General features: G+C 36.0%; 32 protein-coding genes. 6 read left to right on the top strand and 26 right to left on the bottom strand.

What is annotated here, in order from left to right:
* Positions 1-6: 6 nt before the first annotated feature.
* The 24 genes from rplO to rpsL all read right to left on the bottom strand — a co-directional run bounded on the left by rplO (position 7) and on the right by rpsL (position 12668).
* The gene (gene rplO / locus E0W73_RS14715) at positions 7-459 is read right to left on the bottom strand and encodes a 50S ribosomal protein L15 (protein ID WP_135222819.1); all 453 of its coding nucleotides are present in this window, start codon (positions 457-459) and stop codon (positions 7-9) included.
* An 11-nt stretch (positions 460-470) separates the two neighbouring features.
* Positions 471-653, bottom strand: a complete 183-nt coding sequence (gene rpmD, locus E0W73_RS14710) for a 50S ribosomal protein L30 (RefSeq protein ID WP_012022481.1) — start codon at positions 651-653, stop codon at positions 471-473.
* Positions 654-665: 12 nt separating this feature from the next.
* The gene (gene rpsE, locus E0W73_RS14705) at positions 666-1190 is read right to left on the bottom strand and encodes a 30S ribosomal protein S5 (RefSeq protein WP_085949269.1); all 525 of its coding nucleotides are present in this window, start codon (positions 1188-1190) and stop codon (positions 666-668) included.
* 3 nt (positions 1191-1193) lie between these two features.
* Positions 1194-1544, bottom strand: coding sequence for a 50S ribosomal protein L18 (gene rplR, locus E0W73_RS14700; RefSeq protein WP_135222818.1), 351 nt, complete (start codon positions 1542-1544; stop codon positions 1194-1196).
* An 11-nt stretch (positions 1545-1555) separates the two neighbouring features.
* Positions 1556-2098: a 50S ribosomal protein L6 gene (rplF, locus tag E0W73_RS14695; protein ID WP_135222817.1), complete on the bottom strand. Its 543-nt coding sequence runs from the start codon at positions 2096-2098 to the stop codon at positions 1556-1558.
* 19 nt (positions 2099-2117) lie between these two features.
* On the bottom strand, positions 2118-2516 hold the full coding sequence (rpsH, locus tag E0W73_RS14690; RefSeq protein WP_008464306.1) for a 30S ribosomal protein S8: 399 nt from the start codon (positions 2514-2516) through the stop codon (positions 2118-2120).
* 78 nt (positions 2517-2594) lie between these two features.
* Positions 2595-2864 carry a 30S ribosomal protein S14 gene (rpsN, locus tag E0W73_RS14685; protein ID WP_008464305.1) on the bottom strand — a complete coding sequence of 90 codons (270 nt, stop codon included), beginning with the start codon at positions 2862-2864 and terminating at the stop codon, positions 2595-2597.
* Positions 2865-2867: 3 nt separating this feature from the next.
* Complete coding sequence (rplE, locus tag E0W73_RS14680; RefSeq protein WP_135222816.1) at positions 2868-3419, bottom strand: 50S ribosomal protein L5; 552 nt, start codon at positions 3417-3419, stop codon at positions 2868-2870.
* Between the two features lie 2 nt (positions 3420-3421).
* Positions 3422-3736, bottom strand: a complete 315-nt coding sequence (gene rplX / locus E0W73_RS14675) for a 50S ribosomal protein L24 (RefSeq protein WP_008464300.1) — start codon at positions 3734-3736, stop codon at positions 3422-3424.
* An 11-nt stretch (positions 3737-3747) separates the two neighbouring features.
* On the bottom strand, positions 3748-4116 hold the full coding sequence (gene rplN / locus E0W73_RS14670; protein WP_007803649.1) for a 50S ribosomal protein L14: 369 nt from the start codon (positions 4114-4116) through the stop codon (positions 3748-3750).
* Positions 4117-4118: 2 nt separating this feature from the next.
* Positions 4119-4379 (bottom strand): 30S ribosomal protein S17, encoded by a 261-nt coding sequence (gene rpsQ / locus E0W73_RS14665; protein WP_008464298.1) that lies wholly within the window; start codon positions 4377-4379, stop codon positions 4119-4121.
* Between the two features lie 17 nt (positions 4380-4396).
* A complete protein-coding gene (gene rpmC / locus E0W73_RS14660; RefSeq protein WP_135222815.1) occupies positions 4397-4588 on the bottom strand; it encodes a 50S ribosomal protein L29 in 192 nt (63 codons plus the stop codon).
* A 12-nt stretch (positions 4589-4600) separates the two neighbouring features.
* On the bottom strand, positions 4601-5026 hold the full coding sequence (gene rplP / locus E0W73_RS14655) for a 50S ribosomal protein L16 (RefSeq protein ID WP_008464295.1): 426 nt from the start codon (positions 5024-5026) through the stop codon (positions 4601-4603).
* A 19-nt stretch (positions 5027-5045) separates the two neighbouring features.
* A complete protein-coding gene (rpsC, locus tag E0W73_RS14650; protein ID WP_135222814.1) occupies positions 5046-5804 on the bottom strand; it encodes a 30S ribosomal protein S3 in 759 nt (252 codons plus the stop codon).
* Positions 5805-5809: 5 nt separating this feature from the next.
* Positions 5810-6223, bottom strand: coding sequence for a 50S ribosomal protein L22 (gene rplV / locus E0W73_RS14645; RefSeq protein ID WP_007803631.1), 414 nt, complete (start codon positions 6221-6223; stop codon positions 5810-5812).
* Between the two features lie 6 nt (positions 6224-6229).
* Positions 6230-6508: a 30S ribosomal protein S19 gene (gene rpsS / locus E0W73_RS14640; protein ID WP_008464288.1), complete on the bottom strand. Its 279-nt coding sequence runs from the start codon at positions 6506-6508 to the stop codon at positions 6230-6232.
* A 6-nt stretch (positions 6509-6514) separates the two neighbouring features.
* A complete protein-coding gene (gene rplB / locus E0W73_RS14635) occupies positions 6515-7339 on the bottom strand; it encodes a 50S ribosomal protein L2 (RefSeq protein ID WP_091496650.1) in 825 nt (274 codons plus the stop codon).
* A gap of 9 nt (positions 7340-7348) precedes the next feature.
* A complete protein-coding gene (rplW, locus tag E0W73_RS14630; RefSeq protein ID WP_091496652.1) occupies positions 7349-7639 on the bottom strand; it encodes a 50S ribosomal protein L23 in 291 nt (96 codons plus the stop codon).
* 7 nt (positions 7640-7646) lie between these two features.
* The gene (rplD, locus tag E0W73_RS14625; RefSeq protein ID WP_135222813.1) at positions 7647-8276 is read right to left on the bottom strand and encodes a 50S ribosomal protein L4; all 630 of its coding nucleotides are present in this window, start codon (positions 8274-8276) and stop codon (positions 7647-7649) included.
* Positions 8276-8893 carry a 50S ribosomal protein L3 gene (gene rplC, locus E0W73_RS14620; protein WP_135222812.1) on the bottom strand — a complete coding sequence of 206 codons (618 nt, stop codon included), beginning with the start codon at positions 8891-8893 and terminating at the stop codon, positions 8276-8278. Before rplC ends, rplD begins: the two co-directional genes overlap by 1 nt.
* A 405-nt stretch (positions 8894-9298) precedes the next feature.
* On the bottom strand, positions 9299-9604 hold the full coding sequence (gene rpsJ / locus E0W73_RS14615; RefSeq protein ID WP_007803605.1) for a 30S ribosomal protein S10: 306 nt from the start codon (positions 9602-9604) through the stop codon (positions 9299-9301).
* 11 nt (positions 9605-9615) lie between these two features.
* Positions 9616-11772: an elongation factor G gene (gene fusA, locus E0W73_RS14610; RefSeq protein WP_135222811.1), complete on the bottom strand. Its 2157-nt coding sequence runs from the start codon at positions 11770-11772 to the stop codon at positions 9616-9618.
* Between the two features lie 11 nt (positions 11773-11783).
* Positions 11784-12260 (bottom strand): 30S ribosomal protein S7, encoded by a 477-nt coding sequence (gene rpsG / locus E0W73_RS14605; RefSeq protein ID WP_026727879.1) that lies wholly within the window; start codon positions 12258-12260, stop codon positions 11784-11786.
* Positions 12261-12284: 24 nt separating this feature from the next.
* Complete coding sequence (gene rpsL / locus E0W73_RS14600; RefSeq protein WP_007136570.1) at positions 12285-12668, bottom strand: 30S ribosomal protein S12; 384 nt, start codon at positions 12666-12668, stop codon at positions 12285-12287.
* 166 nt (positions 12669-12834) lie between these two features.
* On the opposite strand from rpsL, the gene E0W73_RS14595 reads away from it, so the two are divergent.
* From E0W73_RS14595 to E0W73_RS14575, 5 genes are all read left to right on the top strand, one after another.
* Positions 12835-14541: a BamA/TamA family outer membrane protein gene (locus E0W73_RS14595; RefSeq protein ID WP_135222810.1), complete on the top strand. Its 1707-nt coding sequence runs from the start codon at positions 12835-12837 to the stop codon at positions 14539-14541.
* Positions 14542-14625: 84 nt separating this feature from the next.
* The gene (locus tag E0W73_RS14590; protein WP_135222809.1) at positions 14626-17871 is read left to right on the top strand and encodes a SusC/RagA family TonB-linked outer membrane protein; all 3246 of its coding nucleotides are present in this window, start codon (positions 14626-14628) and stop codon (positions 17869-17871) included.
* Between the two features lie 11 nt (positions 17872-17882).
* Positions 17883-19328, top strand: coding sequence for a SusD/RagB family nutrient-binding outer membrane lipoprotein (locus E0W73_RS14585; RefSeq protein WP_135222808.1), 1446 nt, complete (start codon positions 17883-17885; stop codon positions 19326-19328).
* A gap of 79 nt (positions 19329-19407) precedes the next feature.
* Positions 19408-20142 carry a 23S rRNA (guanosine(2251)-2'-O)-methyltransferase RlmB gene (rlmB, locus tag E0W73_RS14580; protein WP_135222807.1) on the top strand — a complete coding sequence of 245 codons (735 nt, stop codon included), beginning with the start codon at positions 19408-19410 and terminating at the stop codon, positions 20140-20142.
* A 54-nt stretch (positions 20143-20196) separates the two neighbouring features.
* Positions 20197-20994, top strand: a complete 798-nt coding sequence (locus tag E0W73_RS14575) for a DUF2490 domain-containing protein (protein WP_135222806.1) — start codon at positions 20197-20199, stop codon at positions 20992-20994.
* Position 20995: 1 nt separating this feature from the next.
* Here the strand turns inward: E0W73_RS14575 and E0W73_RS14570 are convergent, their stop codons facing one another.
* Together E0W73_RS14570 and E0W73_RS14565 are read right to left on the bottom strand one after the other, a co-directional pair.
* Positions 20996-21499: a hypothetical protein gene (locus E0W73_RS14570; RefSeq protein ID WP_135222805.1), complete on the bottom strand. Its 504-nt coding sequence runs from the start codon at positions 21497-21499 to the stop codon at positions 20996-20998.
* A 62-nt stretch (positions 21500-21561) separates the two neighbouring features.
* Positions 21562-22326: a rhomboid family intramembrane serine protease gene (locus E0W73_RS14565; protein ID WP_135222804.1), complete on the bottom strand. Its 765-nt coding sequence runs from the start codon at positions 22324-22326 to the stop codon at positions 21562-21564.
* Between the two features lie 144 nt (positions 22327-22470).
* Here E0W73_RS14565 and E0W73_RS14560 point away from each other — a divergent pair, with 144 nt between their 5' ends.
* Positions 22471-23748, top strand: a complete 1278-nt coding sequence (locus tag E0W73_RS14560; protein WP_135222803.1) for a replication-associated recombination protein A — start codon at positions 22471-22473, stop codon at positions 23746-23748.
* Positions 23749-23765 lie beyond the last annotated feature (17 nt).

The raw sequence follows: 23765 nt of genomic DNA, 5'->3' as shown, positions 1-23765 counted from the left end.
AGTAAGTTATATTGTTACAGCTTCTCCACCAGCAGCTTCAATAGCAGCTTTTGCAGTAGCAGTAAATTTGTGGGCAGTTACTTTTAATTTTGCTTTCAATTCTCCTCTTCCTAAAATCTTAACGATTTCATTCTTAGAAGCTAGACGGTTTGCCACGAAATCTGTCATTGATACAGAATCAGTAACTAATCCATTGTCTACTAATAATTGAAGCGTATCTAAATTAACACCTTCGTATTCTTTACGATTGATGTTTTTGAAACCAAACTTAGGAACACGTCTTTGAAGTGGCATTTGCCCTCCTTCAAAACCAATCTTTTTAGAATAACCAGAACGAGATTTAGCTCCTTTGTGTCCTCTTGCAGCAGTACCGCCTTTTCCAGAACCTTCTCCTCTACCTACTCTTTTATTTTGATTGTGCGTTGATCCCTCAGCAGGTTGTAAGTTACTTAAATTCATAACAGTATTTGTTATTTAGCTTCTTCAACAGAAACTAAGTGTTTAACTTTGTTTATCATCCCAAGGATAGCAGGATTTGACTCATGCTCCACAACTTGTCCTAATTTACGTAGACCTAAAGCTTCTAATCCTCTCTTTTGAGAAAGAGGGCAGTTGATTTTGCTTCTTACTTGTTTTACTAATAATTTAGCCATAATTTCCTTGAATTAACCTTTAAAAACTTTCTCTAAAGAAACTCCTCTCTGTTTTGCAACAGTATGAGCGCTTCTCATTTGTAATAAAGCATCAAAAGTTGCTTTCACTACGTTGTGCGGATTTGATGATCCTTGAGATTTAGACAATACATCGTGAATACCTACTGATTCAAGAACTGAACGAACAGCTCCACCAGCGATAACTCCTGTACCATGAGAAGCAGGAATTAAGAATACACGTGCACCACCAAATTTACCTTTTTGTTCGTGAGGAACAGATTGACCATTTAAAGGAATTCTAACTAAGTTTTTCTTAGCATCTTCTACTGCTTTCGCAATTGCTTCAGAAACGTCTTTAGATTTTCCTAATCCATGACCAACTACTCCGTTTTCATCACCTACAACTACAATAGCAGAAAAACCGAAAGCTCTACCTCCTTTTGTAACTTTAGTAACACGATTTACACTAACTAGACGATCTTTTAATTCAAGACCACTAGGTTTTACCAATTCTACATTTTTGTATTTAGACATAATATATTAGAATTTAAGTCCAGCGGCTCTTGCGCCTTCTGCTAATGATTTAATACGACCGTGATATAAATATCCACCTCTGTCAAAAGTGATGGTATCAATCCCAGCTTTTAACGCTTTCTCTGCAACTAATTTTCCAACAGCAGCAGCGATTTCAACGTTAGTACCTTTTCCTATTTCTTTTTCTCTTGAAGATGCAGCTAATATAGTAACTCCATTTACATCATCAATAAGTTGAGCGTAAATTTCTTTATTACTTCTAAAAACAGAAAGTCTAGGTCTTGCAGCTGAACCACTAACCGATTTTCTAATTCTGAATTTAATTCTCTGTCTTCTTTCAGATTTTGTTAATGACATAATCTTATCTTTTAAGCTGATTTACCTGCTTTTCTTCTTAATACTTCACCCACAAATTTAACACCTTTTCCTTTATATGGCTCTGGTTTACGGAAACTTCTGATTTTCGCAGCAACTTGACCTAAAAGTTGTTTATCAAATGATGTTAATTTTACGATAGGGTTTTTACCTTTTTCAGATATTGTTTCTAAACTTACTTCAGGAGCAATTTCTAAAACAATATTGTGAGAATATCCAAGAGCTAAATCTAATTTCTGACCTTGGTTTGAAGCTCTGTAACCAACTCCAACTAATTCAAGTTCTTTTGTAAAACCTTCAGAAACACCTAAAATCATGTTATTGATTAATGCTCTGTATAAGCCGTGTTTTGCTCTTTGGTCTTTATAATCAGACGATCTTTCAACTGTAATCTGATCGCCTTCAACTTTCACAGTCACGTCCGAAAACTCCTGAGTTAGTTGACCTTTCTTTCCTTTTACTGTAACAACACCTTCGTTAACTTCAACAGTTACACCTGCAGGGATTACAATTGGACTTTTACCTATTCTTGACATCTTATTTAGTCTTTAAAAATTAGTATACGTAACAAATTACTTCACCACCTACATTTAATTGTTTCGCTTGTTTTCCAGTCATAAGACCTTTTGATGTAGAAACAATTGCAATTCCTAATCCGTTAAGGATTCTTGGTAATTTGGCAGCACCTGCATATTTACGTAAACCAGGTTTACTAATTCTTTGGATATCTTTAATTACAGGCTCTTTAGTATCTTTATCATACTTTAAAGCAATTTTGATAGAACCTTGAACTGTGTTCTGCTCAAATTTGTAACTCAAGATATAACCTTGATCAAATAAGATCTTAGTTATTTCTTTTTTAAGATTAGAAGCCGGAATTTCGACAACTTTGTGGTTTGCAGCCACAGCGTTACGAACTCTAGTCAAATAATCTGCAATAGGATCTGTATACATATGTATTTGATTGCGATTATGGTTTTCAGGAAGCACCCCGCTTCCTGAACCTTTAATCAATTTATAAACTTTTTTAAATTACCAGCTTGCTTTTTTCACACCTGGAATTAATCCATTGTTAGCCATTTCACGGAAAGTTACACGTGAAATTCCGAACTGACGGATATAACCTCTTGGTCTTCCAGTCAATTTACAACGGTTGTGCAAACGAACAGGTGAAGCGTTTTTTGGCAATCTTTGTAAACCTTCATAGTCTCCAGCTTCTAATAAAGCTTTTCTCTTTTCAGCATACTTAGCTACCGTTTTTTCTCTTTTCACCTCGCGGGCTTTCATTGATTCTTTAGCCATGTCTTAATTCTTTTTAAAAGGTAATCCTAATTCAGCCAATAATGACTTTGCTTCCTTGTCTGTTTTTGCAGTAGTAACAAATGTAATATCCATTCCTGAAATTTTGTTTACTTTGTCAATATCAATTTCTGGGAAAATGATTTGCTCTAAAACTCCAAGATTGTAGTTACCTCTTCCGTCGAAACCAGTAGCTTTAATACCACCAAAATCTCTAACACGTGGCAAAGCAGAAGTAATAAGTCTATCTAAAAACTCATACATTCTTTCTCCACGTAAAGTAACTTTTGCTCCAATAGGCATTCCTTTTCTTAATTTGAAAGACGCAACGTCTTTCTTAGAAATAGTAGCTACTGCTTTTTGTCCAGTGATCTTTGTTAACTCATCAACTGCATAATCAATAAGTTTTTTATCAGATACAGCTGCACCAACTCCACGGCTCAAAACGATTTTTTCCAATTTAGGAACTTGCATTACGTTTGTATATCCGAATTCCTCTCTAAGAGCAGAAATTACTCTACTCTTATATTCTTCTTTTAGTCTAGGTGTATATGCCATTACTATAGTACTTGATTAGATTTTTTTGAAAATCTTACTTTCTTATCTCCTTCTACTCTGATACCTACTCTAGTTGTTTCCTTAGTTTTAGGATCAATTAAAGCAATGTTAGAAATTTGAATAGAAGCTTCTTTCTTAACGATACCACCTTGAGGGTTTTTAGCACTTGGTTTAGTATGTTTAGAAACCAAGTTTACACCTTCAACTATCGCTTTGTTTTTCTCACGGTAAACACGTAAAACTTTACCTTCAGCACCTTTGTGGTCTCCAGCAATTACTCTTACGATATCTCCTGATTTTATTTTTAGCTTTATCATCTTAAAACGAATTAAAGCACTTCTGGTGCTAATGATACAATTTTCATGAATTGTTTTTCACGAAGTTCTCTTGCTACCGGACCAAAAACACGAGTTCCTCTCATTTCTCCTGCTGCATTCAAAAGAACACATGCATTGTCATCGAAACGGATATAAGAACCATCAGCTCTTCTCACTTCTTTTTTAGTACGCACAACAACTGCAGTTGAAACAGCTCCTTTTTTCACGTTTCCGTTTGGAGTTGCATCTTTGATAGAAACTACAATTTTGTCACCAACAGAGGCATATCTTCTTTTAGTACCTCCTAAAACACGAATAGTTAAAACTTCTTTAGCTCCCGTGTTATCTGCTACTTTTAGTCTTGATTCTTGTTGTACCATAATTATTTAGCTCTTTCTAAGATTTCAACTAATCTCCAACATTTTGTTTTACTTAAAGGACGCGTTTCGCTGATTCTTACAGTATCGCCAATGTTACAGTCGTTTTTTTCGTCGTGTGCAACGTATTTTTTAGTTTTTAACACGAACTTACCGTATAACGGGTGTTTTACTTTTCTTACTTCTGAAATAACAATAGATTTATCCATTTTATTTGAAGTAACAACACCTATTCTTTCTTTTCTTAAATTTCTTTTTTCTTCCATCTTTCAGCAGAATACAATTATTGTAACTCTCTTTTAGTTAACTCTGTAGCCAATCTTGCAACTGTTCTTCTTAAACTTCTAATTTGAAGTGGATTTGCAATTGGAGAAATAGCGTGAGCCATTTTTAGGTCAGCATATACTTTCTTAGTTTGACTAAGTTTTTCTTGCAACTCCGCTGCAGAAAGATCTTTTATTTCTGATTGTTTCATAATAAATATAAATTATGCTTCGAAATCTCTAGCAACGACGAACTTAGTTTTTACTGGAAGCTTCTGAGCTGCAAGACGTAAAGCCTCTTTTGCAACTGATAACGGAACTCCTCCAACTTCAAACATAATTCTTCCTGGTTTAACAACAGCAGCCCAATACTCAACTGCTCCTTTACCTTTACCCATACGTACTTCAAGAGGCTTCTTAGTAATAGGTTTGTCTGGGAAAATTTTAATCCATAATTGTCCTTCTCTCTTCATGTAACGAGTTGCAGCAATACGAGCAGCTTCGATTTGACGAGATGTTAAGAACATTCCATCTTCATGTACAGATTTAATACCAAACATTCCATTTGAAAGCTCGTGCCCTCTTTGAGAGTTACCTTTCATTCTACCTTTTTGTACCTTACGGTATTTTGTTCTTTTAGGCTGTAACATTTTTCTTTAGTTTAAAAATTTACTTTCTTTTACGAGCATCTGGTTTTCCGCCTTTGTTAAAGTTAGATTTGCCTCTAGGAGCATCTCCACCTTTACCACCGCCTGTACCAGACTGTTTTTTGTCCATTCCAGCAATTGGAGAAAGCTCTCTCTTACCGTAAACTTCACCTTTCATGATCCATACTTTGATACCCATTCTACCGTAAGTAGTATGTGCTTCAGCAAGAGCATAATCGATGTCTGCTCTGAAAGTTGATAGAGGAATTCTACCTTCTTTGAAACCTTCTGAACGTGCCATCTCAGCTCCATTCAAACGACCAGAAATCAAAACTTTGATACCTTCAGCGTTCATACGCATAGAAGCAGCAATAGCCATTTTGATTGCACGTCTGTAAGAAATACGGCTTTCGATTTGACGAGCGATGCTTGTAGCCACAAGATAAGCATCTAGCTCAGGTCTTTTAATTTCAAAGATGTTGATTTGAACCTCTTTATCAGTAACTTTCTTAAGTTCCTCTTTTAACTTGTCTACCTCTTGTCCGCCTTTTCCGATAATGATACCAGGTCTAGCAGTAGTGATAGTAACGGTTACAAGCTTTAAAGTTCTCTCGATGATTACTTTAGATACACTAGCTTTTGATAAACGAGCATGGATATACTTTCTGATTTTATGATCTTCAGCTAATTTATCGCCGTAATCATTTCCACCATACCAGTTTGAGTCCCATCCTCTGATGATACCAAGTCTATTTCCAATTGGATTTGTCTTTTGTCCCATGCTGCTTAAGAATTGCTTTGTGTGTTATTGATAGCTCCAAGCACGATTGTTACGTGGTTAGAACGTTTTCTTATTCTGTGTGCACGACCTTGTGGAGCTGGACGAAGTCTTTTCAACATCATTCCACCATCTACTCTGATCTCTTTAACAAATAATCCAGCTTCTTCTAAATTACCTTCGCTATTTTTCTGCTCCCAGTTGTTGATTGCAGATAATAATAGTTTTTCTAATTTTCTTGAAGCTTCTTTAGAACTGAATCTTAAAATGTTAAGTGCTCTTTCTACCTTCTGACCTCTTACCAAGTCCGCTACTAAGCGCATTTTTCTAGGCGAAGTAGGGCAGTTATTCAATTTTGCGAAAGCGATAGACTTATTAGCCTCTTTTCTCGCATCTGCTGTTTCTCTTTTACGAACTCCCATTGCTTCTTATTTTTTACCTTTATTTTTTGCTCCAGCATGACCTCTAAAAGATCTAGTTGGCGAAAACTCTCCTAATTTGTGACCTACCATGTTTTCTGTTACGTAAACTGGTACAAATTGACGACCGTTATGAACTGCGATAGTTTGTCCTACGAAATCTGGAGTAATCATTGAAGCTCTAGACCAAGTCTTTACAACTGCGTTTTTACCACTCTCTACGTTTTCTTGAACTTTCTTGTCTAATTTATAATGAACGAAAGGTCCTTTTTTTAATGAACGTGCCATATCTTATTATTTCTTTCTACGTTCTACGATATACTTGTTACTCGGGTTTTTCTTAGAACGAGTTCTGTAACCTTTAGCTGGCAATCCTTTTCTTGAACGCGGGTGCCCTCCAGAAGAACGTCCTTCACCACCTCCCATAGGGTGATCAACTGGGTTCATCGCTACTGGTCTAGTTCTAGGTCTTCTTCCTAACCATCTTGTTCTACCTGCTTTACCAGATACAACTAATTGGTGGTCAGAATTAGAAACAGCTCCAATTGTAGCTGAACAAGTTAACAAGATTAATCTTGTCTCACCTGATGGCATTTTAATTGTCGCGTATTTCCCGTCTCTTGCCATTAACTGAGCAAAAGTTCCAGCTGAACGAGCAATAACAGCTCCTTGTCCTGGACGTAACTCAATACAAGATATAACAGTTCCAAGAGGAATTCTGCTTAAAGGTAATGTATTACCAATCTCAGGTTGAGATTCTGGACCAGAAACTAATTTCTGACCAACTTTCAATCCGTTTTGAGCGATAATATAAGTTTTCTCTCCATCAGCATAAGCTAATAAAGCGATAAATGCAGTACGATTTGGATCGTATTCGATTGATTTCACTGTAGCTGGAATTCCATCTTTAGTTCTTTTGAAATCGATGATACGATATCTCTGCTTGTGACCACCACCCGTATAACGCATGGTCATCTTTCCTTGACTATTTCTACCTCCTGAGTTTTTTATCGGCGCTATCAAAGAGCGTTCCGGCTTATCAGTTGTAATAGCGTCATAACCATTCACAACTCTAAATCGCTGACCCGGGGTAATAGGTTTTAATTTTCTTACTGACATTTTTCTATCTTAGATATTGTTGTAAAAATCAATTGTTTCTCCTTCTTGTACTTGAACAATTGCTTTTTTGTAAGCATTTGTCTTTCCACTGATTAAACCACTTTTAGTGTATTTAGTAGATCTATCCGGTCTCACATTCATTGTGTTAACAGAAACGATAGTTACTCCATAAGCAGCTTCAACAGCTTTCTTAATCTCAACTTTGTTTGCTTTTTTGTCAACAACGAATCCGAAGCGGTTTAGAACTTCACTTTCTTTGGTTACTTTTTCTGTTACTATAGGTCTAATAATGATGCTCATATTCCTATTATTTACTTAAATTTTCTTCAATTAACTCCAAAGAACCTTCTAAAAGCACTAAATTATTAGTGTTTAAAATTGCGTAAGTGCTTAATTCTGAGCTAGTTACGACATTCGAAGCCTTTAAATTACGTGACGACAAATATACATTTTTATTTGACTCACCCAATACAAATAGAGATTTTTTATTTTCTAACCCTAAAGCTTTCAAAACGTTAATGAAATTTTTAGTGTTTGGAACATCAAAATTAAAGTCTTCAAGAACGATAATATTTGACTCTTTTGCTTTGATTGAAAAAGCAGATTTTCTAGCCAATCTCTTTAATCCTTTATTCAATTTGAATGAATAACTTCTTGGTCTTGGCCCGAAAACTGTTCCTCCTCCTTTAAACAAAGGATTTTTAACACTTCCCGCACGAGCCGTACCCGTACCTTTTTGTTTTTTAATCTTACGTGTACTTCCTGTCACTTCAGCTCTTTCTTTAGCCTTGTGAGTACCTTGTCTTTGATTAGCAAGGTATTGCTTAACATCAAGATATACAGCGTGATTGTTTGGTTCAATTGCGAATACTGAATCAGAAAGTTGAACTTTTCTACCAGTATCTTTTCCGTTGAAATCTAATACTTTTACTTCCATTACTTCTGAATGATTACGTAAGAGTTTTTGTGTCCAGGAATACATCCTTTAACAACAAGCAGGTTCTTTTCAGCAACTACTTTTAAAACTCTAAGGTTTTGTACTTTTACATTATCTCCACCCATTCTTCCAGCCATACGCATTCCTTTGAATACTCTAGATGGATAAGAAGAAGCTCCTACAGAACCCGGCGCTCTTAAACGGTTGTGCTGACCATGAGTAGCTTGCCCAACACCACCAAAACCGTGACGTTTAACAACACCTTGGAAACCTTTACCTTTAGACACACCTTGTACGTCTACAAATTCTCCTTCTACAAAAATAGAAACATCGATAAGATCTCCTAATTTTTGTTCAGTTGCGAAATCTTGGAATTCAACGACTTTTTTCTTAGCAACAGTTCCAGCTTTTTTAAAGTGCCCTAAAGCAGCTTTAGTAGAATGTTTCTCGTTTTTGTCATCGAAACCAAGTTGCAACGCTTCATACCCGTCAACCTCGTTGGTTCTGACTTGGGTAACAACGCATGGTCCAGCTTCGATTACTGTACAAGGAATGTTTTTCCCGTTTTCATCGAAAATACTAGTCATGCCGATTTTTTTACCAATTAACCCAGACATAAATATTAATTATTAATTACTAAAATTCCCTTCAATTTGAAAATAACAGAAATTTCCAAACAGGGAGTGCAAAAGTAGACATTAAAAATGAATATACCAAACAGTTACAGAAATTAAATCGCTCATTATCAAAATCCAAGCACTAGACTATTGCCAAAAGCTATTCAATCCGACACAAAATTGAAAAACTCATTTTCATAATTACATCATTTCACACTTAACAATTAATTGATGAAAACACAACAAAAAACGACGTCACAACCCTAAAACAAAGGGCTTTACAAAAATTCAAAAAGAAACAAAAGATACAAAACAAATACAATTTGCCCTAAAAAAACTAAATAGCAAAAACAAAAAAAGCGAGACATTTCTGCCTCGCTTTTTTCTATAAAATATAAAAAATAATTATACTTTTATCTCTACTTCAACACCACTTGGCAATTCAAGTTTCATTAAAGCATCAATTGTTTTAGATGAAGATGAATAAATATCAATCAATCTCTTGTATGACATTACTTCAAATTGCTCTCTCGCTTTTTTGTTAACGTGCGGAGAACGCAATACAGTGAAAAGTTTTTTGTGAGTTGGCAACGGAATTGGACCTGTTACAACTGCACCAGTAGTTTTTACTGTTTTTACAATCTTCTCAGCAGATTTATCCACCAACATGTGATCGTAAGATTTTAGTTTTATTCTGATTTTTTGACTCATTTTCCTTAAAATTAAGCGTTACCTTTTGCTTTTTTGATTACCTCTTCTGAAATATTAGAAGGTGTTTCTGCATAATGAGAAAACTCCATAGTAGATGTCGCTCTACCAGATGATAATGTTCTTAATGTAGTTACATAACCAAACATCTCAGCCAACGGCACATCTGCCTTAATAGTTTTCGCTCCGTTTCTATCACCCATATCATTTACCTGACCTCTACGACGGTTCAAGTCACCTACGATATCACCCATGTTTTCTTCTGGAGTAATAACTTCGATTTTCATGATTGGCTCCAAGATAACAGCTCCAGCAGCTTTACCAGACTCTTTGTAACCCATTCTTGCCGCTAATTCGAAAGAAAGAGCATCAGAATCCACAGGGTGGAAAGATCCGTCTAATAAAGTAACTTTTAAACTATCCACAGCATATCCAGCCAAAGGCCCAGTTTTCATTGCTTCACGGAAACCTTTTTCAACTGCAGGAATATACTCTTTAGGAACGTTACCTCCTTTTACTTCATTCACAAACTGTAATCCAACAGGAACTTTTCCATCAACTTCATCAGCAGGCTCGATTCTAAATACGATATCACCGAATTTACCACGACCTCCAGATTGTTTTTTGTAAGTTTCTCTGTGTTGAGCAGATCTTGTAAACGCCTCTTTGTACTCTACTTGTGGCTCACCTTGGTTAACCTCTACTTTAAACTCACGTTTCATACGGTCAACTAAGATATCTAAGTGAAGCTCACCCATACCAGAGATGATAGTCTGACCAGAAGCCTCGTCAGTTCTTACCGTAAACGTCGGATCCTCTTCAGCCAATTTTGCCAAAGCCATACCCATTTTATCAACGTCAGCTTTAGTTTTAGGCTCAATTGCGATACCAATTACAGGATCTGGGAATTTCATAGATTCCAAGATAATTGGATTCTTTTCATCACACAAAGTATCTCCTGTTTTGATATCTTTAAATCCTACAGCAGCTCCAATATCTCCAGCCTCAATAAATTCGATTGGATTTTGTTTGTTAGCGTGCATTTGGTAGATACGAGAGATTCTCTCTTTGTTACCAGAACGAGTATTTAAAACATATGAACCAGCATCTAAACGACCAGAGTAAGCACGGAAGAAAGCTAAACGACCTACGAATGGGTCAGTAGCAATTTTAAATGCCAAAGCCGCGAATGGCTCTTTTACGTCTGGCTTACGTAAGATTTTAGTTTGATCTTCTTCCAACAAATCAGCATCATCAGGATGGATACCCTCGATACCTTCTTTATCTAAAGGAGATGGTAAATATTTACAAACTGCATCAAGCATGAACTGAACTCCTTTGTTTTTGAAAGAAGAACCAGCAAGCATAGGAATGATTGCCATATCAATTGTAGCAGCTCTTAAAGCAGTATTAATCTCTTCTTCAGTAATAGAGTTTTCATCCTCCATGTATTTATCTAAAAGATTCTCATCGTAAGTAGCAATCTCTTCGATAAGGATAGAACGATAATGCTTCACATCATCAACCATATCCGCAGGAATATCAACAATATCAAATGTAGCTCCTTGAGTTTCATCATGCCATACAATAGCTTGATTTTTAACTAAGTCAACGATACCTTTGAAATCTGCCTCATCACCGATAGGTAATGTAATGGCAACTGCGTTAGATTTCAACATATCCTTAACCTGTCCACAAACACCTAAGAAGTTAGATCCTTGACGGTCCATTTTGTTTACGAATCCCATACGAGGAACTCTGTATTGATCTGCAAGTCTCCAGTTAGTTTCTGATTGAGGCTCAACACCATCAACAGCACTAAACAAGAAAACCAATCCATCAAGTACACGTAAAGAACGGTTTACCTCTACAGTAAAGTCAACGTGTCCAGGAGTATCAATAATATTAAAGTGGTACGGTAATGACTCAGGAAGTACTTTACCTTGTTCTGTTGGAAAGTTCCAAGTACAAGTTGTAGCAGCAGAAGTAATTGTGATACCTCTTTCTTGCTCTTGCGCCATCCAGTCCATAGTAGCTGCACCATCGTGCACCTCACCAATTTTGTGTGATTTTCCAGTATAAAAAAGAATACGCTCAGTAGTTGTTGTCTTACCAGCATCAATGTGAGCAGCAATCCCGATATTTCTTGTATATTTTAAATCTCTAGCCATTTCTTTACGAATTAAAATCTAAAGTGAGAGAATGCTTTGTTAGCCTCTGCCATTTTGTGAGTATCCATTCTTTTCTTAACCGCAGCACCTTCTTCTTTAGCCGCAGCTAAACACTCAGAAGCTAAACGTTGTGCCATAGATTTTTCATTTCTTCTTCTAGAATAAAGTATTAACCACTTCATTGCCATAGAAATTTTTCTGTCTGGACGGATTTGCATCGGAATTTGGAATGTAGCTCCACCTACTCTACGGCTACGTACTTCTACGTGAGGCATAACGTTAGTTAAAGCATCTTTCCAGATTTCTAATGAAGTCTTCTCATCATTCTGCTTTTTAGTTTCAATGATATCAATTGCATCATAAAAAACTTTAAAAGCTGTAGATTTCTTACCATCCCACATTAAGTTGTTTACAAAACGCGTTACCAATTGGTCGTTAAACCTTGGATCCGGTAAAAGTGGTCTTTTCTTTGCCGCTCTTTTTCTCATGTCTTTTTCTTAAAAGTTTTTAAATTACTTTTTTGCTTCTTTTGGGCGTTTAGCACCGTACTTAGATCTTCTTTGCGTTCTTCCTGCAACACCTGACGTATCAAGCGCTCCACGAACGATGTGATATCTAACACCTGGTAAATCTTTTACCCTTCCACCTCGCACTAATACTATCGAGTGCTCCTGTAGATTGTGTCCTTCTCCTGGGATGTAAGCATTCACCTCATTACCATTTGTCAAACGTACACGCGCAACTTTACGCATTGCAGAGTTTGGTTTTTTTGGTGTAGTAGTGTAAACACGCGTACAAACCCCTCTTCTTTGAGGACAAGAATCTAAAGCAACCGATTTACTCTTCTTAGTGATCTGAGTTCTTCCTGTTCTTACTAATTGTTGAATTGTTGGCATAATTAATACTAAAAATTAATATGATATTAAATTCCCGCTTTTTACGGGGTTGCAAATGTATAAAATAAATTTCACTATACAAACGTTAATCTATTAATTTTCAACAACATTATTTATCCTTATGTTTTTAAAGTCAAACAACTGATATTTGCCTTATTTTTAGAAAATGAAACAACCTGCATTCAATACTTTTCTTTTTTTCTTTTTTTTAGGCTTCAGTTTTTGCTGTTGTGCACAAAACTTTCACTTAAAAATAACGGGCGGCAATCAGAACGAAGACCAAGTTATTGATTCATTGGGCTATTCGAAAAAACATCCCAACTTAAAATCTCTTTTTAACGAAGTAGAAAACACTTCCGAAAAACTTTCAAAAAAAGGTTATTTAGACCATCAAGTCCTAAAAACCGCAAAAACAAATGACAGCACTTATACCTCTGTTATCGAATTAAAAAAGAAGGTTAAAGAAATACATATATATATAGGTAAGAGTAAAGACATACTTGGCTTCTACACCGAAAAAGATACCGTCAAAATTTTATACACAGAACTGGAATCTTTCTTTTCTGAAAAAATAACTGTTGCAGAAAAAGCAGGTTACGCCTTGAGCAGAATAAAACTCGAAAATATTCAAAGAAAAGGACTAATTGTTTTAGCAGATCTGAATTTCAAACTCGAAAAAAAGAGAACAATTAACGCTATTGTAGTCAATTACACAAACGAATCTAAAGGCTTTTTTCCCGAAGGTCATTTAAAGCAACTCAATAAAAAATATCTGAACAAAACTTTTAATCAAAACACGATTAAGGAATTACACAACGACATCAACAGCTTTGAATTTGTCGCACAAACCAAATACCCGGAAATACTCTTTACAAACGATTCAACCAAAATCTACACTTACATAGAAAAAAGAAAAGCAAACAACTTTGACGGTTATATTGGTTTTTCTAACGATGATGAAAAAAAACTAAACCTTAACGGCTATCTTGACATTTCGCTACTTAACATCCTAAAGTCTGGAGAACAGTTTTCGCTTTATTGGAAAAGCGACGGAAATCAGCAAAAAACTTTTAATGCCAAAATAGAAATACCTTATATCTTCAAATCTCCCCTCGGAATAAAAGCGCAATTGAACATTTTCAAACAAGACAGCACTTTTCAAAACACAAAAACAGCTATTGATTTAGGATATTATCTCAATTATAATTCAAAAATCTATCTGGGCTATCAGTCGACAGAATCTAGCGACATCCTGAATCAGAACAATTCAACAATCAGTGATTTTGACAATGCCTATATCACAAGTTCGTTTGATTTTAAAAAACGAGATTATTCAAATATTCTTTTTCCAATAAAATCATTTTTTAACTTAATGACTGGCTACGGAAAAAGAAACAGCGCTTATGCTGAAAGTCCTAGTTCGGTTCGTCAGTTTTACGCCAATCTGAACTTTGGATACAATTTCGAATTAAACAAGAAGAATTTCATTAATATTAATTCTCAAAATTACATCTTAAGCAGCCAAAGCTATCTCGTCAACGAATTAATTCGGTTTGGAGGAATCAATTCTATTCGTGGATTTTTAGAAAACAGTCTTCAGGCAAATTTTTCAGCATTGCTGCTTACAGAGTATCGCTATCTTTTGTCTCCAAATATTTACATTAATTCCATAGTTGACTATGGCATATATCAAGACCTCACAACTTCAACAAATCCAAAAAAAATCAAAAATTTAACAAGTTTTGGAATAGGCGCAACGTTAAACACAATTAACGGCATCTTACGGATCAATCTTACAAATGGCGTAGAAAACGGTCAAGATTTACAATTATATAACAGTATTATAAACATCTGTTATAATGTTAAATTTTAGTGTTTAACGAAATTTTTATTTTTTTCATTAGGATAGTTAACAAATTATTAAGAGTTTTGCGATACTAATTCAAAATATTTAAAAATGAAACTAAAGTTCAATGGATTCTTAGTACTTTTACTAGTACTAGCTGCGCATTTATCATTTGCGCAAGAAAGAGCTGTTTCTGGAACAGTTTCTGACGATGCAGGAATGCCTTTACCAGGTGTTAGTGTATTAGTTAAAGGAACAAAAACAGGGACACAAACTGATTTTGATGGAAAATATTCCATCAAAGCATCATCAAACCAAATATTGGTATTTAGCTACATTGGGATGAAAACCCAAGAAATAGCAGCAAGCTCAGGAGTAGTGAATGTAAAACTTGCCGGAGCAGCTCAAGAACTTGAAGGCGTTGTAGTAACAACAGCTTTGGGTATCAAAAGAGAGAAAAAGTCACTTGGTTATTCTGCGCAGACAGTATCTGCAGAACAAGTTGGAACAGTGCCTACAGGTAACTTTACAAACAACTTATCAGGAAAAGTTGCTGGTCTTAGCGTAACTCAAGGTACCAACTTTGGAGGATCTACCAACGTTGTTCTTAGAGGTTACAAATCTCTATTAGGCGACAACCAGGCATTATTCGTTGTAGATGGTGTGCCAATTTTGAACAACAACGTAAACAGTAATGATCAAAAAAGTGGTAGAGGAGGTTATGACTATGGTAATGCAGCATCAGACATCAACCCTAACAACATTGCTGAAATCAACGTGTTAAAAGGAGCTGCTGCAACTGCGCTTTATGGATCTAGAGCCCAAAACGGAGCAATCATTATTACGACTAAAAAAGGAAAATCAAGAACTGATTTATCTGTTGAGTTTTCTTCTTCTTACACAATGTCTACTGTAGACAAAACGACTTTTCCAAAATATCAGACTGAATATGGTCAAGGATATTTCGGACAAGTATTTTCATCTTACAATGGACAACCTAGATCTAGATCAGGAGATGATGCTTCATATGGTCCAAAATATGATGGCTCTTTAGTTTGGCAGTATGATGCTTTTACTCCAGGGTCGGCTAATTACGGAAAACAAACCCCATGGGTTGCTGCAAAAAATGGTCCTATCGAATTTTTTGACACTGGAACATCTACAATCAACAACATTTCATTAAGCGGAGGTACTGAAAAAGCCACTTACAGAGTGACATACGCTAATACAAACAGCACCGATATTTTGCCAAATTCATTATTAAGCAAAAACAACTTTAATGGAGCTGCTAGCTACAAATTTAACGACAAGTTAAGCTCTAATTTCAATGTTACGTACGTTTCACAAAATACACGAAACAGAAATTCTACTGGATATGGAGGAAACCAGTTGGCTGGTTTCAGACAGTGGTGGGCAAACAACGTTGACATCTTAGAACAAAGAGACCTTTATTTTTCAAGCCGTCAAAACTACACTTGGAATATCAAAAGTGCAACAAATGTTACTCCTGCATACTGGGATAATCCTTATTTTCAAAGATATGAGAATTACAACAATGACAGTAGACAACGATTTGCCGCTAATGCTAGTTTGACCTATGATGTAAATAAAAACTTAAGTTTTACAGGTAGAATTGGTACTGATGGTTTCAATCTAAAAACAGAAGACAGAATTGCCCCAGGTTCGACACCGGCAACTCTTGGATCTAACTCAAACCTTCAAAACCTTCCTGTTCAGCCATCAGGTTACGCGTTAGACTTGTATAATTTCAGCGAGCAGAACTATGATTTCTTAGCTACTTACAAAAAAGACTTAAGCGAAGATTTCAACCTTAATGTTCTTCTTGGTACCAACTACAACGTACAAAGCAGATTCATTAATCAGCAAATGACTTCAGGAGGTTTGTATATCCCTGGATTATACACTATCTCTAACTCAGTATCTGCTCCTGCTCTTCCTAGAATTGTAGACACGAGAAAAGAAATATTAGGTTTATTTGCGCAAGCAACATTAGGCTACAAAGGAACTTACTATCTAGAAGGTTCTGTAAGAAGAGATGAATCTTCTGCATTGCCACAAGAAAACAATGCATATTGGTATTCAGCTATTTCAGGAAGTGTTATATTCTCAAACTGGTTTAAAGATGCTGAATTCATCAATTTTGGTAAATTCAGAGTTGCTTATGCACAAGTAGGTTCTGATACCGATCCAAACCAATTATTGGATAACTATACTGCTAGAACTCCATTCGGAACTCCAGTGTATTCTTTTAATACTACAGCAAAAAATGCAAATTTAAAACCACAACAGTTAGACAACATAGAGGTTGGTTTAAACATGCAATTTGCAAACAACAGACTTGGGTTTGATGTGGCTTGGTTCCAAAACAAAGCTTTTGACCAAATATTACCATTACCAGTCTCAACTTCTACCGGATCAAATTTCAACACGATCAATGCTGGTACTTTAACAACAAAAGGTTTCGAGGTTACCCTTAATGCAACTCCGGTTAAAACGAATAACTTTTCTTGGGATGTTAGCGTTAACTGGTCAAATCCTAACACTAAGGTTACTGAATTGGCACCAGGTATTGAGAACATCAACATCAACTCTCTACAAGGAGGTATTAGTATCAATGCTCCTTTAAATCAAGATTACGGTCAAATCTGGGGAACTACTTACGTATTAGACGATGCTGGAAACAGAATTATCGGTGCTAACGGCGCATACGAAGTTTCTACAACTACAGACAACAAATTAGGAACATACCAAGCAGATTGGATTGGAGGTATTAACAACAAATTCAATTACAAAAACCTTTCTTTCAGCTTCTTAATCGATGTGAAAAAAGGAGGAAGTGTCTTCTCACTTGACCAATACTATGGGTATGGCACAGGTATATATGCTAATTCAGTTGGAACTAATGACTTAGGGAACCCAATTAGAAACACACTAGCAAATGGTGGTGGTGAAATCTTACAAGGTGTAATGCTAAACCCAGCATACACACCAGGTGGAGGTCAACCTCAATATATTACAAATACAACAAGATTAGATAGATCTCAATCTAGTCAAGTTTTAGGTACTGACCCTCCTGCAGCTGCATTTGTTTACGATGCTGGTTTTGTAAAATTAAGAGAGGTAGTATTAACTTATAATCTTCCATCAAGCATTTTAGGAAGTGCTATTAAAGGAGCTTCATTCAGTGTAATAGGTAATAATCTTTGGATTATTGACAAAAGTTTACCGTATTCAGATCCAGAAGCAGGATTGTCTTCAGGTAACACTCAAGGTTATCAATCAGGACCTATGCCGACAACAAGAAATATTTCTTTTAATGTCAAAGTTAATTTTTAAAAAGAATGAAAATGAAAAAAATCATAACAATATTAACAATAGGTTTGTCATTGACAGCTTGTGTTAATGAAGATGCAAATACCGATCCAAACAGTGCTTATAACACTGTACCGGGATCTCTTATCACTTATGCAGAAAAAGAATTAAGCGATTATGTTAATACTCCAAGCGTAAATGAAAATAACTTTAGATTGACAATGCAGTATTGGCAGGAGACAACTTACGTAAATGAAAGTAATTACGATTTTACAAATCGTAATGTTTCTAACCAAATTTACTCAGACAATTACGTAAATGTATTAAACAATCTTGGAAAAGCTAAATCAATTATCGAAGGTTACAAACCAACTGCAAGTGAATTAGCAGACTGGCCTGCAAACAAAAAGACTCAATTAGCCATTATTGACATCTTACAAGTTTATACATTTCAGCTTTTAGTAGATACTTTTGGTAATATTCCTTACACACAAGCTGCTAATCTTACACAGTATCCATTACCTGCATATGATGATGGCGCAACGATATATGCTGATTTAATCACAAGAATCAATGCAGACATTACTTCTTTAAGCAGCGGAACATCAAATAGTTTCCCAACATTTTCTTCTGGAGACAAATTGTATGGAGGAGATCCTGCGTCATGGTTAACATTTGCAAACTCTTTAAAATTAAAACTTGCAATAGGAATCGCTGATTCAAATCCAGCTTTGGCACAAACTACTGCAACTGCAGCTATTGCAGCGGGAGTAATGACATCACCAGCTAATAATGCGGAATTCCCTTATTTACCAGACTCACCAAACTACAACCCTTTGTATGAAAACTTGGAAGCTAGTGGTAGAGAAGATTTTGTTGGTGGAAAAACTCTAGTAGATTATATGAATGCCTCTAATGACCCAAGAAGACCAGCTTACTTTACAACAGTTGGAGGTCAATATATTGGTCTGCCAATTGGCGAAGGTGGTGAATTCGGAAACTTTTCGCACGCAGGAGATTATGCATATACACCTGACACCCCAGGAAACATCTTAACTTATACTGAGGTTGCATTTTATGTTGCCGAAGCAAATGCACGCTGGAACACAGCCGCTGCACCTGCCGCTTACACTGCAGCAGTTACAGCTTCAATCTTAGAATGGGGCGGAACTGCAACTGAAGCTACAGCTTACCTTGCTACAAAACCATACGATCCAGTTAACTGGAAAAAATCAATTGGGGAGCAAGCATGGGTAGCGATGTATAATCAAGCTTTAACTTCTTGGAATTTCTGGAGAAGATTAGATTTTCCTGTATTACTAGCTCCTCCTACTGCAATTAACAATGCTGGTGGCAAAGTTCCAGTAAGAATGACGTATCCAGTTCTTGAGCAACAAACAAATAACTCAAACTGGAAAGCTGCTTCTACAGCTATCGGTGGAGATTTGCTAACAACAAAACTTTTCTGGGATAAATTTTAATCCCCAAAACCAAATAACACAAAAGCCGCTCTACAACAGAGCGGTTTTTTTTTATAAACATTATACCTATATTTGTTCTATGGAAAAAGAGCACCAAATATTTGGCATTAGAGCCATTATAGAGGCCATTCAGGCTGGCAAAGAAGTTGACAAAGTATTTATTCAGAAAGAAATTTCGGGAGAGTTAATGAAGGATTTAATGAAGGTAATGAAACGTGCCAACATTAACTTCTCCTACGTTCCGATTGAAAAGCTAAATAGATTAACACCAAATAATCACCAAGGCGCAGTGGCAACGATTTCGCCTATCGGTTTTATCGATTTAGAACATTTGGTAGAGTCTACTATCGAATCGGGTAAAAAGCCTTTATTTCTTATCTTAGATCAGATTTCTGATGCACGTAACTTTGGCGCTATAATTAGAACTGCTGAATGTACTGGCGTAAACGGAATAATCATTCAAAAAGCTGGATCTGCACCTGTAAATGGAGACACCGTAAAAACTTCTGCCGGCGCTGTGTTTAATGTGCCGATTTGCAAAGTAGAACATATTAAAGACGCTATTTTTTATCTTCAGGGTTCTGGAATTAAAACTGTAGCCGCTACCGAAAAAACAGATCAGAACATTTACGACGTATCTTTGTCTGAACCTGTTGCCATAATCATGGGATCCGAAGATAGAGGAATTAACCCTTCTGTTCTGAAAATTGTAGATGAAAAGGCCAAATTACCAATGTTTGGCTCCATAGGATCGCTAAACGTTTCTGTTGCCTGCGGTGCCTTTTTATACGAAACAGTCCGACAAAGAAGTTAACCTAAAACCGGATTGAGAGTAAGGATTAGAATAAATAATTAAGACACTTAATAAATGTTTTCAAAATCTAATTCAATACCGCTCATTATATTGTTTCTTTTATCTGTAGCTTTTAGCAGTAAGAGCTTAGGACAAAACACTACTTATAATCAATTTTGGAACGAAATTCAATTCAGCAGAACGTTAAGCGAAAAATGGTCTGCCGAATTGGATCTAGCCGCCGCGTATAGCAGCACAGCAACATCTTCTAACTTATTTGAAAACACTATCCAGAGATCGCTTCGAGGCTGGGGACATTACTATTTAACTCCTAGATGGAAGCTTTCTGCTTTTCTTGCCTATTACAGCAACAAAGATGTTCCAGAAATTGGTCAGTTTGAATCGCCCGAATGGCGCTTTGCTTTGCAGGGAATTTATTATTTCCACAAAACAGGCTATAATTTATCTACAAGAATCCGAACTGAATTTCGGCATATGAGAAATCAGGACGATGACTACGAACTGGTTTTCCGATATCGTCATCAATTAAAATACCTCCAGTCAATCAACAGCAAAGTGCTAAGAGCTGGCGTCTTCTACGCAGTTGCTTCTGACGAAATTTATCTAAAATCAGGAGCAAAAGTAACAGGAGAAAGCTTCTTTGACAGAAACAGATTCAATATTGGAGCAGGTTATCTTTTTACAGATGATATGCAGGTAGAATTATGTTATGCTAATGAATATTTGCCCCGAAACAAAGGCAACCAGATTACAAACGCAGCTTCGTTAACCATAACATTTAACAATTTGCTCGAAAATATTCAAAAGAAAATAGACGCACAAAACCACGACGCTCCTACAGACGAACAATAAGCTATTCTTCTCTCTTAAAGAAACATTGTAGCTGTTTCATAATAGCGGCTTTTTGCAATTTGAAAGTGTAAGTACGGACAAATTCAGTTCCTTCCATATTAATCTTAGCGCTAACTGCCTCGTAAGCAGCAAAATCAGTAATATCCTGATCATCTATTAAATACAAAACCTGCATTGTGGAATCGCCATTACGATATTGAGTATCGTAATGAGTCAATTTATAATTTTTGTGATTAGAGAGAGAAATTACTAAATCGTCATTTATCTTTTTGCCTTCTTTTTTATCAGGAAATGGCATTGGCCGCAATGCAATAAAATATTGTTCTTTATCTGTGACAATATTAATTTTTAATGACTTAGATTTTGTGGTATAAAAAACGGCAGGATCAAAAAAGTAAACCATAGTACCGTCGGCCAGTACACGATTTTTAATTTCACATTGAGCAGAAACTGAAAACGTGAATCCTGAAAATGCAAACAAAACAAAAAAGATAATTTTTTTCATAAAGCAAAAAATTAAATTAGAAGTTGTAACAAATTTAATCTTTTTGGCCCAAACAGTTCAATTTACTGTTTGTTATCTTCAGAATCTGATTTAGTTACAAAATAACGAACTGGCAAATTTGAATCAAAATACATCGAATTAAAATCTGTTTCTTCTTCCTCTTTTCTACTGATAAAATTCCCATTTTCATCAAAATGCCTCATAAAAGGATCGCTTTCTGGATCAAAATCGGGACGTTGCCAATCATACAAAATTGGTTTGGAATATTCTGGTGTTTTGTATAAAACCGACAAGACGAAACCTGTAATTAATCCTGACAAATGTCCTTCCCACGAAATCGACTGATCAACGTCTGGAAAAACATACCATATCATTCCGCCATACAGCAAAATAACGCTTAATGACAAAGCAATGAGTCTGTAATATTTGGTTTGAATACCTTTAAAGAAGATAAAACTCACCAAAACATAAATTAGTCCGCTGGCTCCTATATGAAAATTTTCTCGACCTATAATCCAAGTTATCAAACCAGAAAACAGTATTCCGTATACGACAATGCTAAAGGTTTGTTTTGGGTAGAAAAAACGCAATGCTGCCAATAAAATCAGAAGCGGGATGGAGTTATTATACAAATGTTCTAAATTTTCATGAATGAAGGGACTAAAAACAATTCCCTGAAGACCCGCAAAATCTCTTGGATATATTCCGTTCTGATAAAAATCGAAATCAAAACGAATTTGAGCCCAATAAATCACCCACAGCAGTAAAACAAAAAAAACAGGAAGCGCAATTACGGAATTTGAAAATTTAAACTGGTTGTCATTCATAATTTTGGGTATCTGGTAAAAATTCTGAATCAAAAAACTATCCAAAAAAAACAGACTGATAATTTGTCAGTAAATGCGAATTCAAATTTATTTAGAAGTGTTAAAAGACTAAAATCTAACCTCAAAATATAGTAATTTTACCAAATGGAAGCACCATTAGCAGAAAGAATCCGCCCGCGCAAACTAGAAGATTATATCAGCCAAACACACTTGGTCGGACCAAACGGTTCCTTAACTCAACAAATTTCAAAAGGAATAATTCCTTCCTTAATTTTTTGGGGACCGCCTGGAACCGGAAAAACCACTTTGGCAGAAATCATAGCACAAGAGTCTAAACGACCTTTTTATGTTTTAAGCGCCATTAACTCTGGGGTAAAAGACATTCGCGATGTTATCGAAAAAGCAAAACAAAGCGGTGGCTTATTTACAGCCAAAAATCCGATTTTGTTTATTGATGAGATCCATAGGTTTAGCAAATCGCAACAGGATTCTCTTTTGGCAGCAGTCGAAAAGGGATGGATTACCTTGATTGGAGCCACAACCGAAAACCCAAGTTTCGAAGTAATTCCGGCCTTATTGTCACGATGCCAGGTTTATGTATTAAATGCTTTTACAAAAGACGATTTAGAAGCATTATTGCTTCGCGCCATGAAAGCAGACACATATCTTGCCAGCAAAAACATTCAGCTCAAAGAAACCGAAGCTTTGATGAGACTTTCAGGAGGTGACGGCCGCAAGCTTCTCAATATTTTTGAACTTGTCATAAATGCTGCAGCAAGCGACGAAGTGGTTATTACTAATGATAGAGTTTTAGAGCTCGTACAGCAAAATACGGTTTTGTACGACAAGACCGGAGAGCAGCATTATGATATTATTTCTGCCTTTATCAAATCAATTCGCGGCAGTGATCCTAATGGAGCGGTATATTGGCTTGCCAGAATGATTGAAGGAGGAGAAGACGTAAAATTTATTGCCCGAAGAATGCTTATTTTATCTAGCGAAGATATTGGAAATGCAAATCCTACAGCACTTGTTATCGCTAACAATACTTTTCAGGCTGTAACCACGATTGGTTATCCCGAAAGCCGCATCATATTAAGCCAGTGTGCCGTTTATCTGGCAACATCGCCAAAAAGCAATGCGTCTTATCTCGCAATTGGAAGCGCGCAACAATTGGTAAAACAAACCGGCGATCTTCCCGTACCGATTCATTTGCGAAATGCTCCGACAAAACTTATGAAGGAATTAGGTTATGGAGAAGACTACAAATATTCTCATGACTACGCCAATAATTTTGCCGAACAAGAATTTTTGCCAGATGCTGTAAAAGGAACGGTTCTTTACAATCCAGGGAACAATTCTAGAGAGAACAGCACCCGTGAATTCTTAAAGAACCGCTGGAAAGATAAATATGGTTATTAATCTCGTACGTTAAAGTT

The organism is Flavobacterium foetidum, assembly GCF_004634245.1.
In the GTDB taxonomy this organism is placed as follows: Bacteria; Bacteroidota; Bacteroidia; order Flavobacteriales; family Flavobacteriaceae; genus Flavobacterium; species Flavobacterium foetidum.
This window is presented reverse-complemented; position numbering and strand designations above follow the sequence as displayed.

What these genes read in the sequence shown, in the direction of transcription:
- rplO (WP_135222819.1), bottom strand. Translation starts at nt 459, where the DNA reads ATGAATTTAAGTAACTTACAACCTGCTGAGGGATCAACGCACAATCAA.
- rpmD (WP_012022481.1), bottom strand. Translation starts at nt 653, where the DNA reads ATGGCTAAATTATTAGTAAAACAAGTAAGAAGCAAAATCAACTGCCCT.
- rplR (WP_135222818.1), bottom strand. Translation starts at nt 1,544, where the DNA reads ATGTCATTAACAAAATCTGAAAGAAGACAGAGAATTAAATTCAGAATT.
- rplF (WP_135222817.1), bottom strand. Translation starts at nt 2,098, where the DNA reads ATGTCAAGAATAGGTAAAAGTCCAATTGTAATCCCTGCAGGTGTAACT.
- rpsH (WP_008464306.1), bottom strand. Translation starts at nt 2,516, where the DNA reads ATGTATACAGATCCTATTGCAGATTATTTGACTAGAGTTCGTAACGCT.
- rpsN (WP_008464305.1), bottom strand. Translation starts at nt 2,864, where the DNA reads ATGGCTAAAGAATCAATGAAAGCCCGCGAGGTGAAAAGAGAAAAAACG.
- rplE (WP_135222816.1), bottom strand. Translation starts at nt 3,419, where the DNA reads ATGGCATATACACCTAGACTAAAAGAAGAATATAAGAGTAGAGTAATT.
- rplX (WP_008464300.1), bottom strand. Translation starts at nt 3,736, where the DNA reads ATGATAAAGCTAAAAATAAAATCAGGAGATATCGTAAGAGTAATTGCT.
- rplN (WP_007803649.1), bottom strand. Translation starts at nt 4,116, where the DNA reads ATGGTACAACAAGAATCAAGACTAAAAGTAGCAGATAACACGGGAGCT.
- rpsQ (WP_008464298.1), bottom strand. Translation starts at nt 4,379, where the DNA reads ATGGAAGAAAAAAGAAATTTAAGAAAAGAAAGAATAGGTGTTGTTACT.
- rpmC (WP_135222815.1), bottom strand. Translation starts at nt 4,588, where the DNA reads ATGAAACAATCAGAAATAAAAGATCTTTCTGCAGCGGAGTTGCAAGAA.
- rplP (WP_008464295.1), bottom strand. Translation starts at nt 5,026, where the DNA reads ATGTTACAGCCTAAAAGAACAAAATACCGTAAGGTACAAAAAGGTAGA.
- rpsC (WP_135222814.1), bottom strand. Translation starts at nt 5,804, where the DNA reads ATGGGACAAAAGACAAATCCAATTGGAAATAGACTTGGTATCATCAGA.
- rplV (WP_007803631.1), bottom strand. Translation starts at nt 6,223, where the DNA reads ATGGGAGTTCGTAAAAGAGAAACAGCAGATGCGAGAAAAGAGGCTAAT.
- rpsS (WP_008464288.1), bottom strand. Translation starts at nt 6,508, where the DNA reads ATGGCACGTTCATTAAAAAAAGGACCTTTCGTTCATTATAAATTAGAC.
- rplB (WP_091496650.1), bottom strand. Translation starts at nt 7,339, where the DNA reads ATGTCAGTAAGAAAATTAAAACCTATTACCCCGGGTCAGCGATTTAGA.
- rplW (WP_091496652.1), bottom strand. Translation starts at nt 7,639, where the DNA reads ATGAGCATCATTATTAGACCTATAGTAACAGAAAAAGTAACCAAAGAA.
- rplD (WP_135222813.1), bottom strand. Translation starts at nt 8,276, where the DNA reads ATGGAAGTAAAAGTATTAGATTTCAACGGAAAAGATACTGGTAGAAAA.
- rplC (WP_135222812.1), bottom strand. Translation starts at nt 8,893, where the DNA reads ATGTCTGGGTTAATTGGTAAAAAAATCGGCATGACTAGTATTTTCGAT.
- rpsJ (WP_007803605.1), bottom strand. Translation starts at nt 9,604, where the DNA reads ATGAGTCAAAAAATCAGAATAAAACTAAAATCTTACGATCACATGTTG.
- fusA (WP_135222811.1), bottom strand. Translation starts at nt 11,772, where the DNA reads ATGGCTAGAGATTTAAAATATACAAGAAATATCGGGATTGCTGCTCAC.
- rpsG (WP_026727879.1), bottom strand. Translation starts at nt 12,260, where the DNA reads ATGAGAAAAAGAGCGGCAAAGAAAAGACCACTTTTACCGGATCCAAGG.
- rpsL (WP_007136570.1), bottom strand. Translation starts at nt 12,668, where the DNA reads ATGCCAACAATTCAACAATTAGTAAGAACAGGAAGAACTCAGATCACT.
- E0W73_RS14595 (WP_135222810.1), top strand. Translation starts at nt 12,835, where the DNA reads ATGAAACAACCTGCATTCAATACTTTTCTTTTTTTCTTTTTTTTAGGC.
- E0W73_RS14590 (WP_135222809.1), top strand. Translation starts at nt 14,626, where the DNA reads ATGAAACTAAAGTTCAATGGATTCTTAGTACTTTTACTAGTACTAGCT.
- E0W73_RS14585 (WP_135222808.1), top strand. Translation starts at nt 17,883, where the DNA reads ATGAAAAAAATCATAACAATATTAACAATAGGTTTGTCATTGACAGCT.
- rlmB (WP_135222807.1), top strand. Translation starts at nt 19,408, where the DNA reads ATGGAAAAAGAGCACCAAATATTTGGCATTAGAGCCATTATAGAGGCC.
- E0W73_RS14575 (WP_135222806.1), top strand. Translation starts at nt 20,197, where the DNA reads ATGTTTTCAAAATCTAATTCAATACCGCTCATTATATTGTTTCTTTTA.
- E0W73_RS14570 (WP_135222805.1), bottom strand. Translation starts at nt 21,499, where the DNA reads ATGAAAAAAATTATCTTTTTTGTTTTGTTTGCATTTTCAGGATTCACG.
- E0W73_RS14565 (WP_135222804.1), bottom strand. Translation starts at nt 22,326, where the DNA reads ATGAATGACAACCAGTTTAAATTTTCAAATTCCGTAATTGCGCTTCCT.
- E0W73_RS14560 (WP_135222803.1), top strand. Translation starts at nt 22,471, where the DNA reads ATGGAAGCACCATTAGCAGAAAGAATCCGCCCGCGCAAACTAGAAGAT.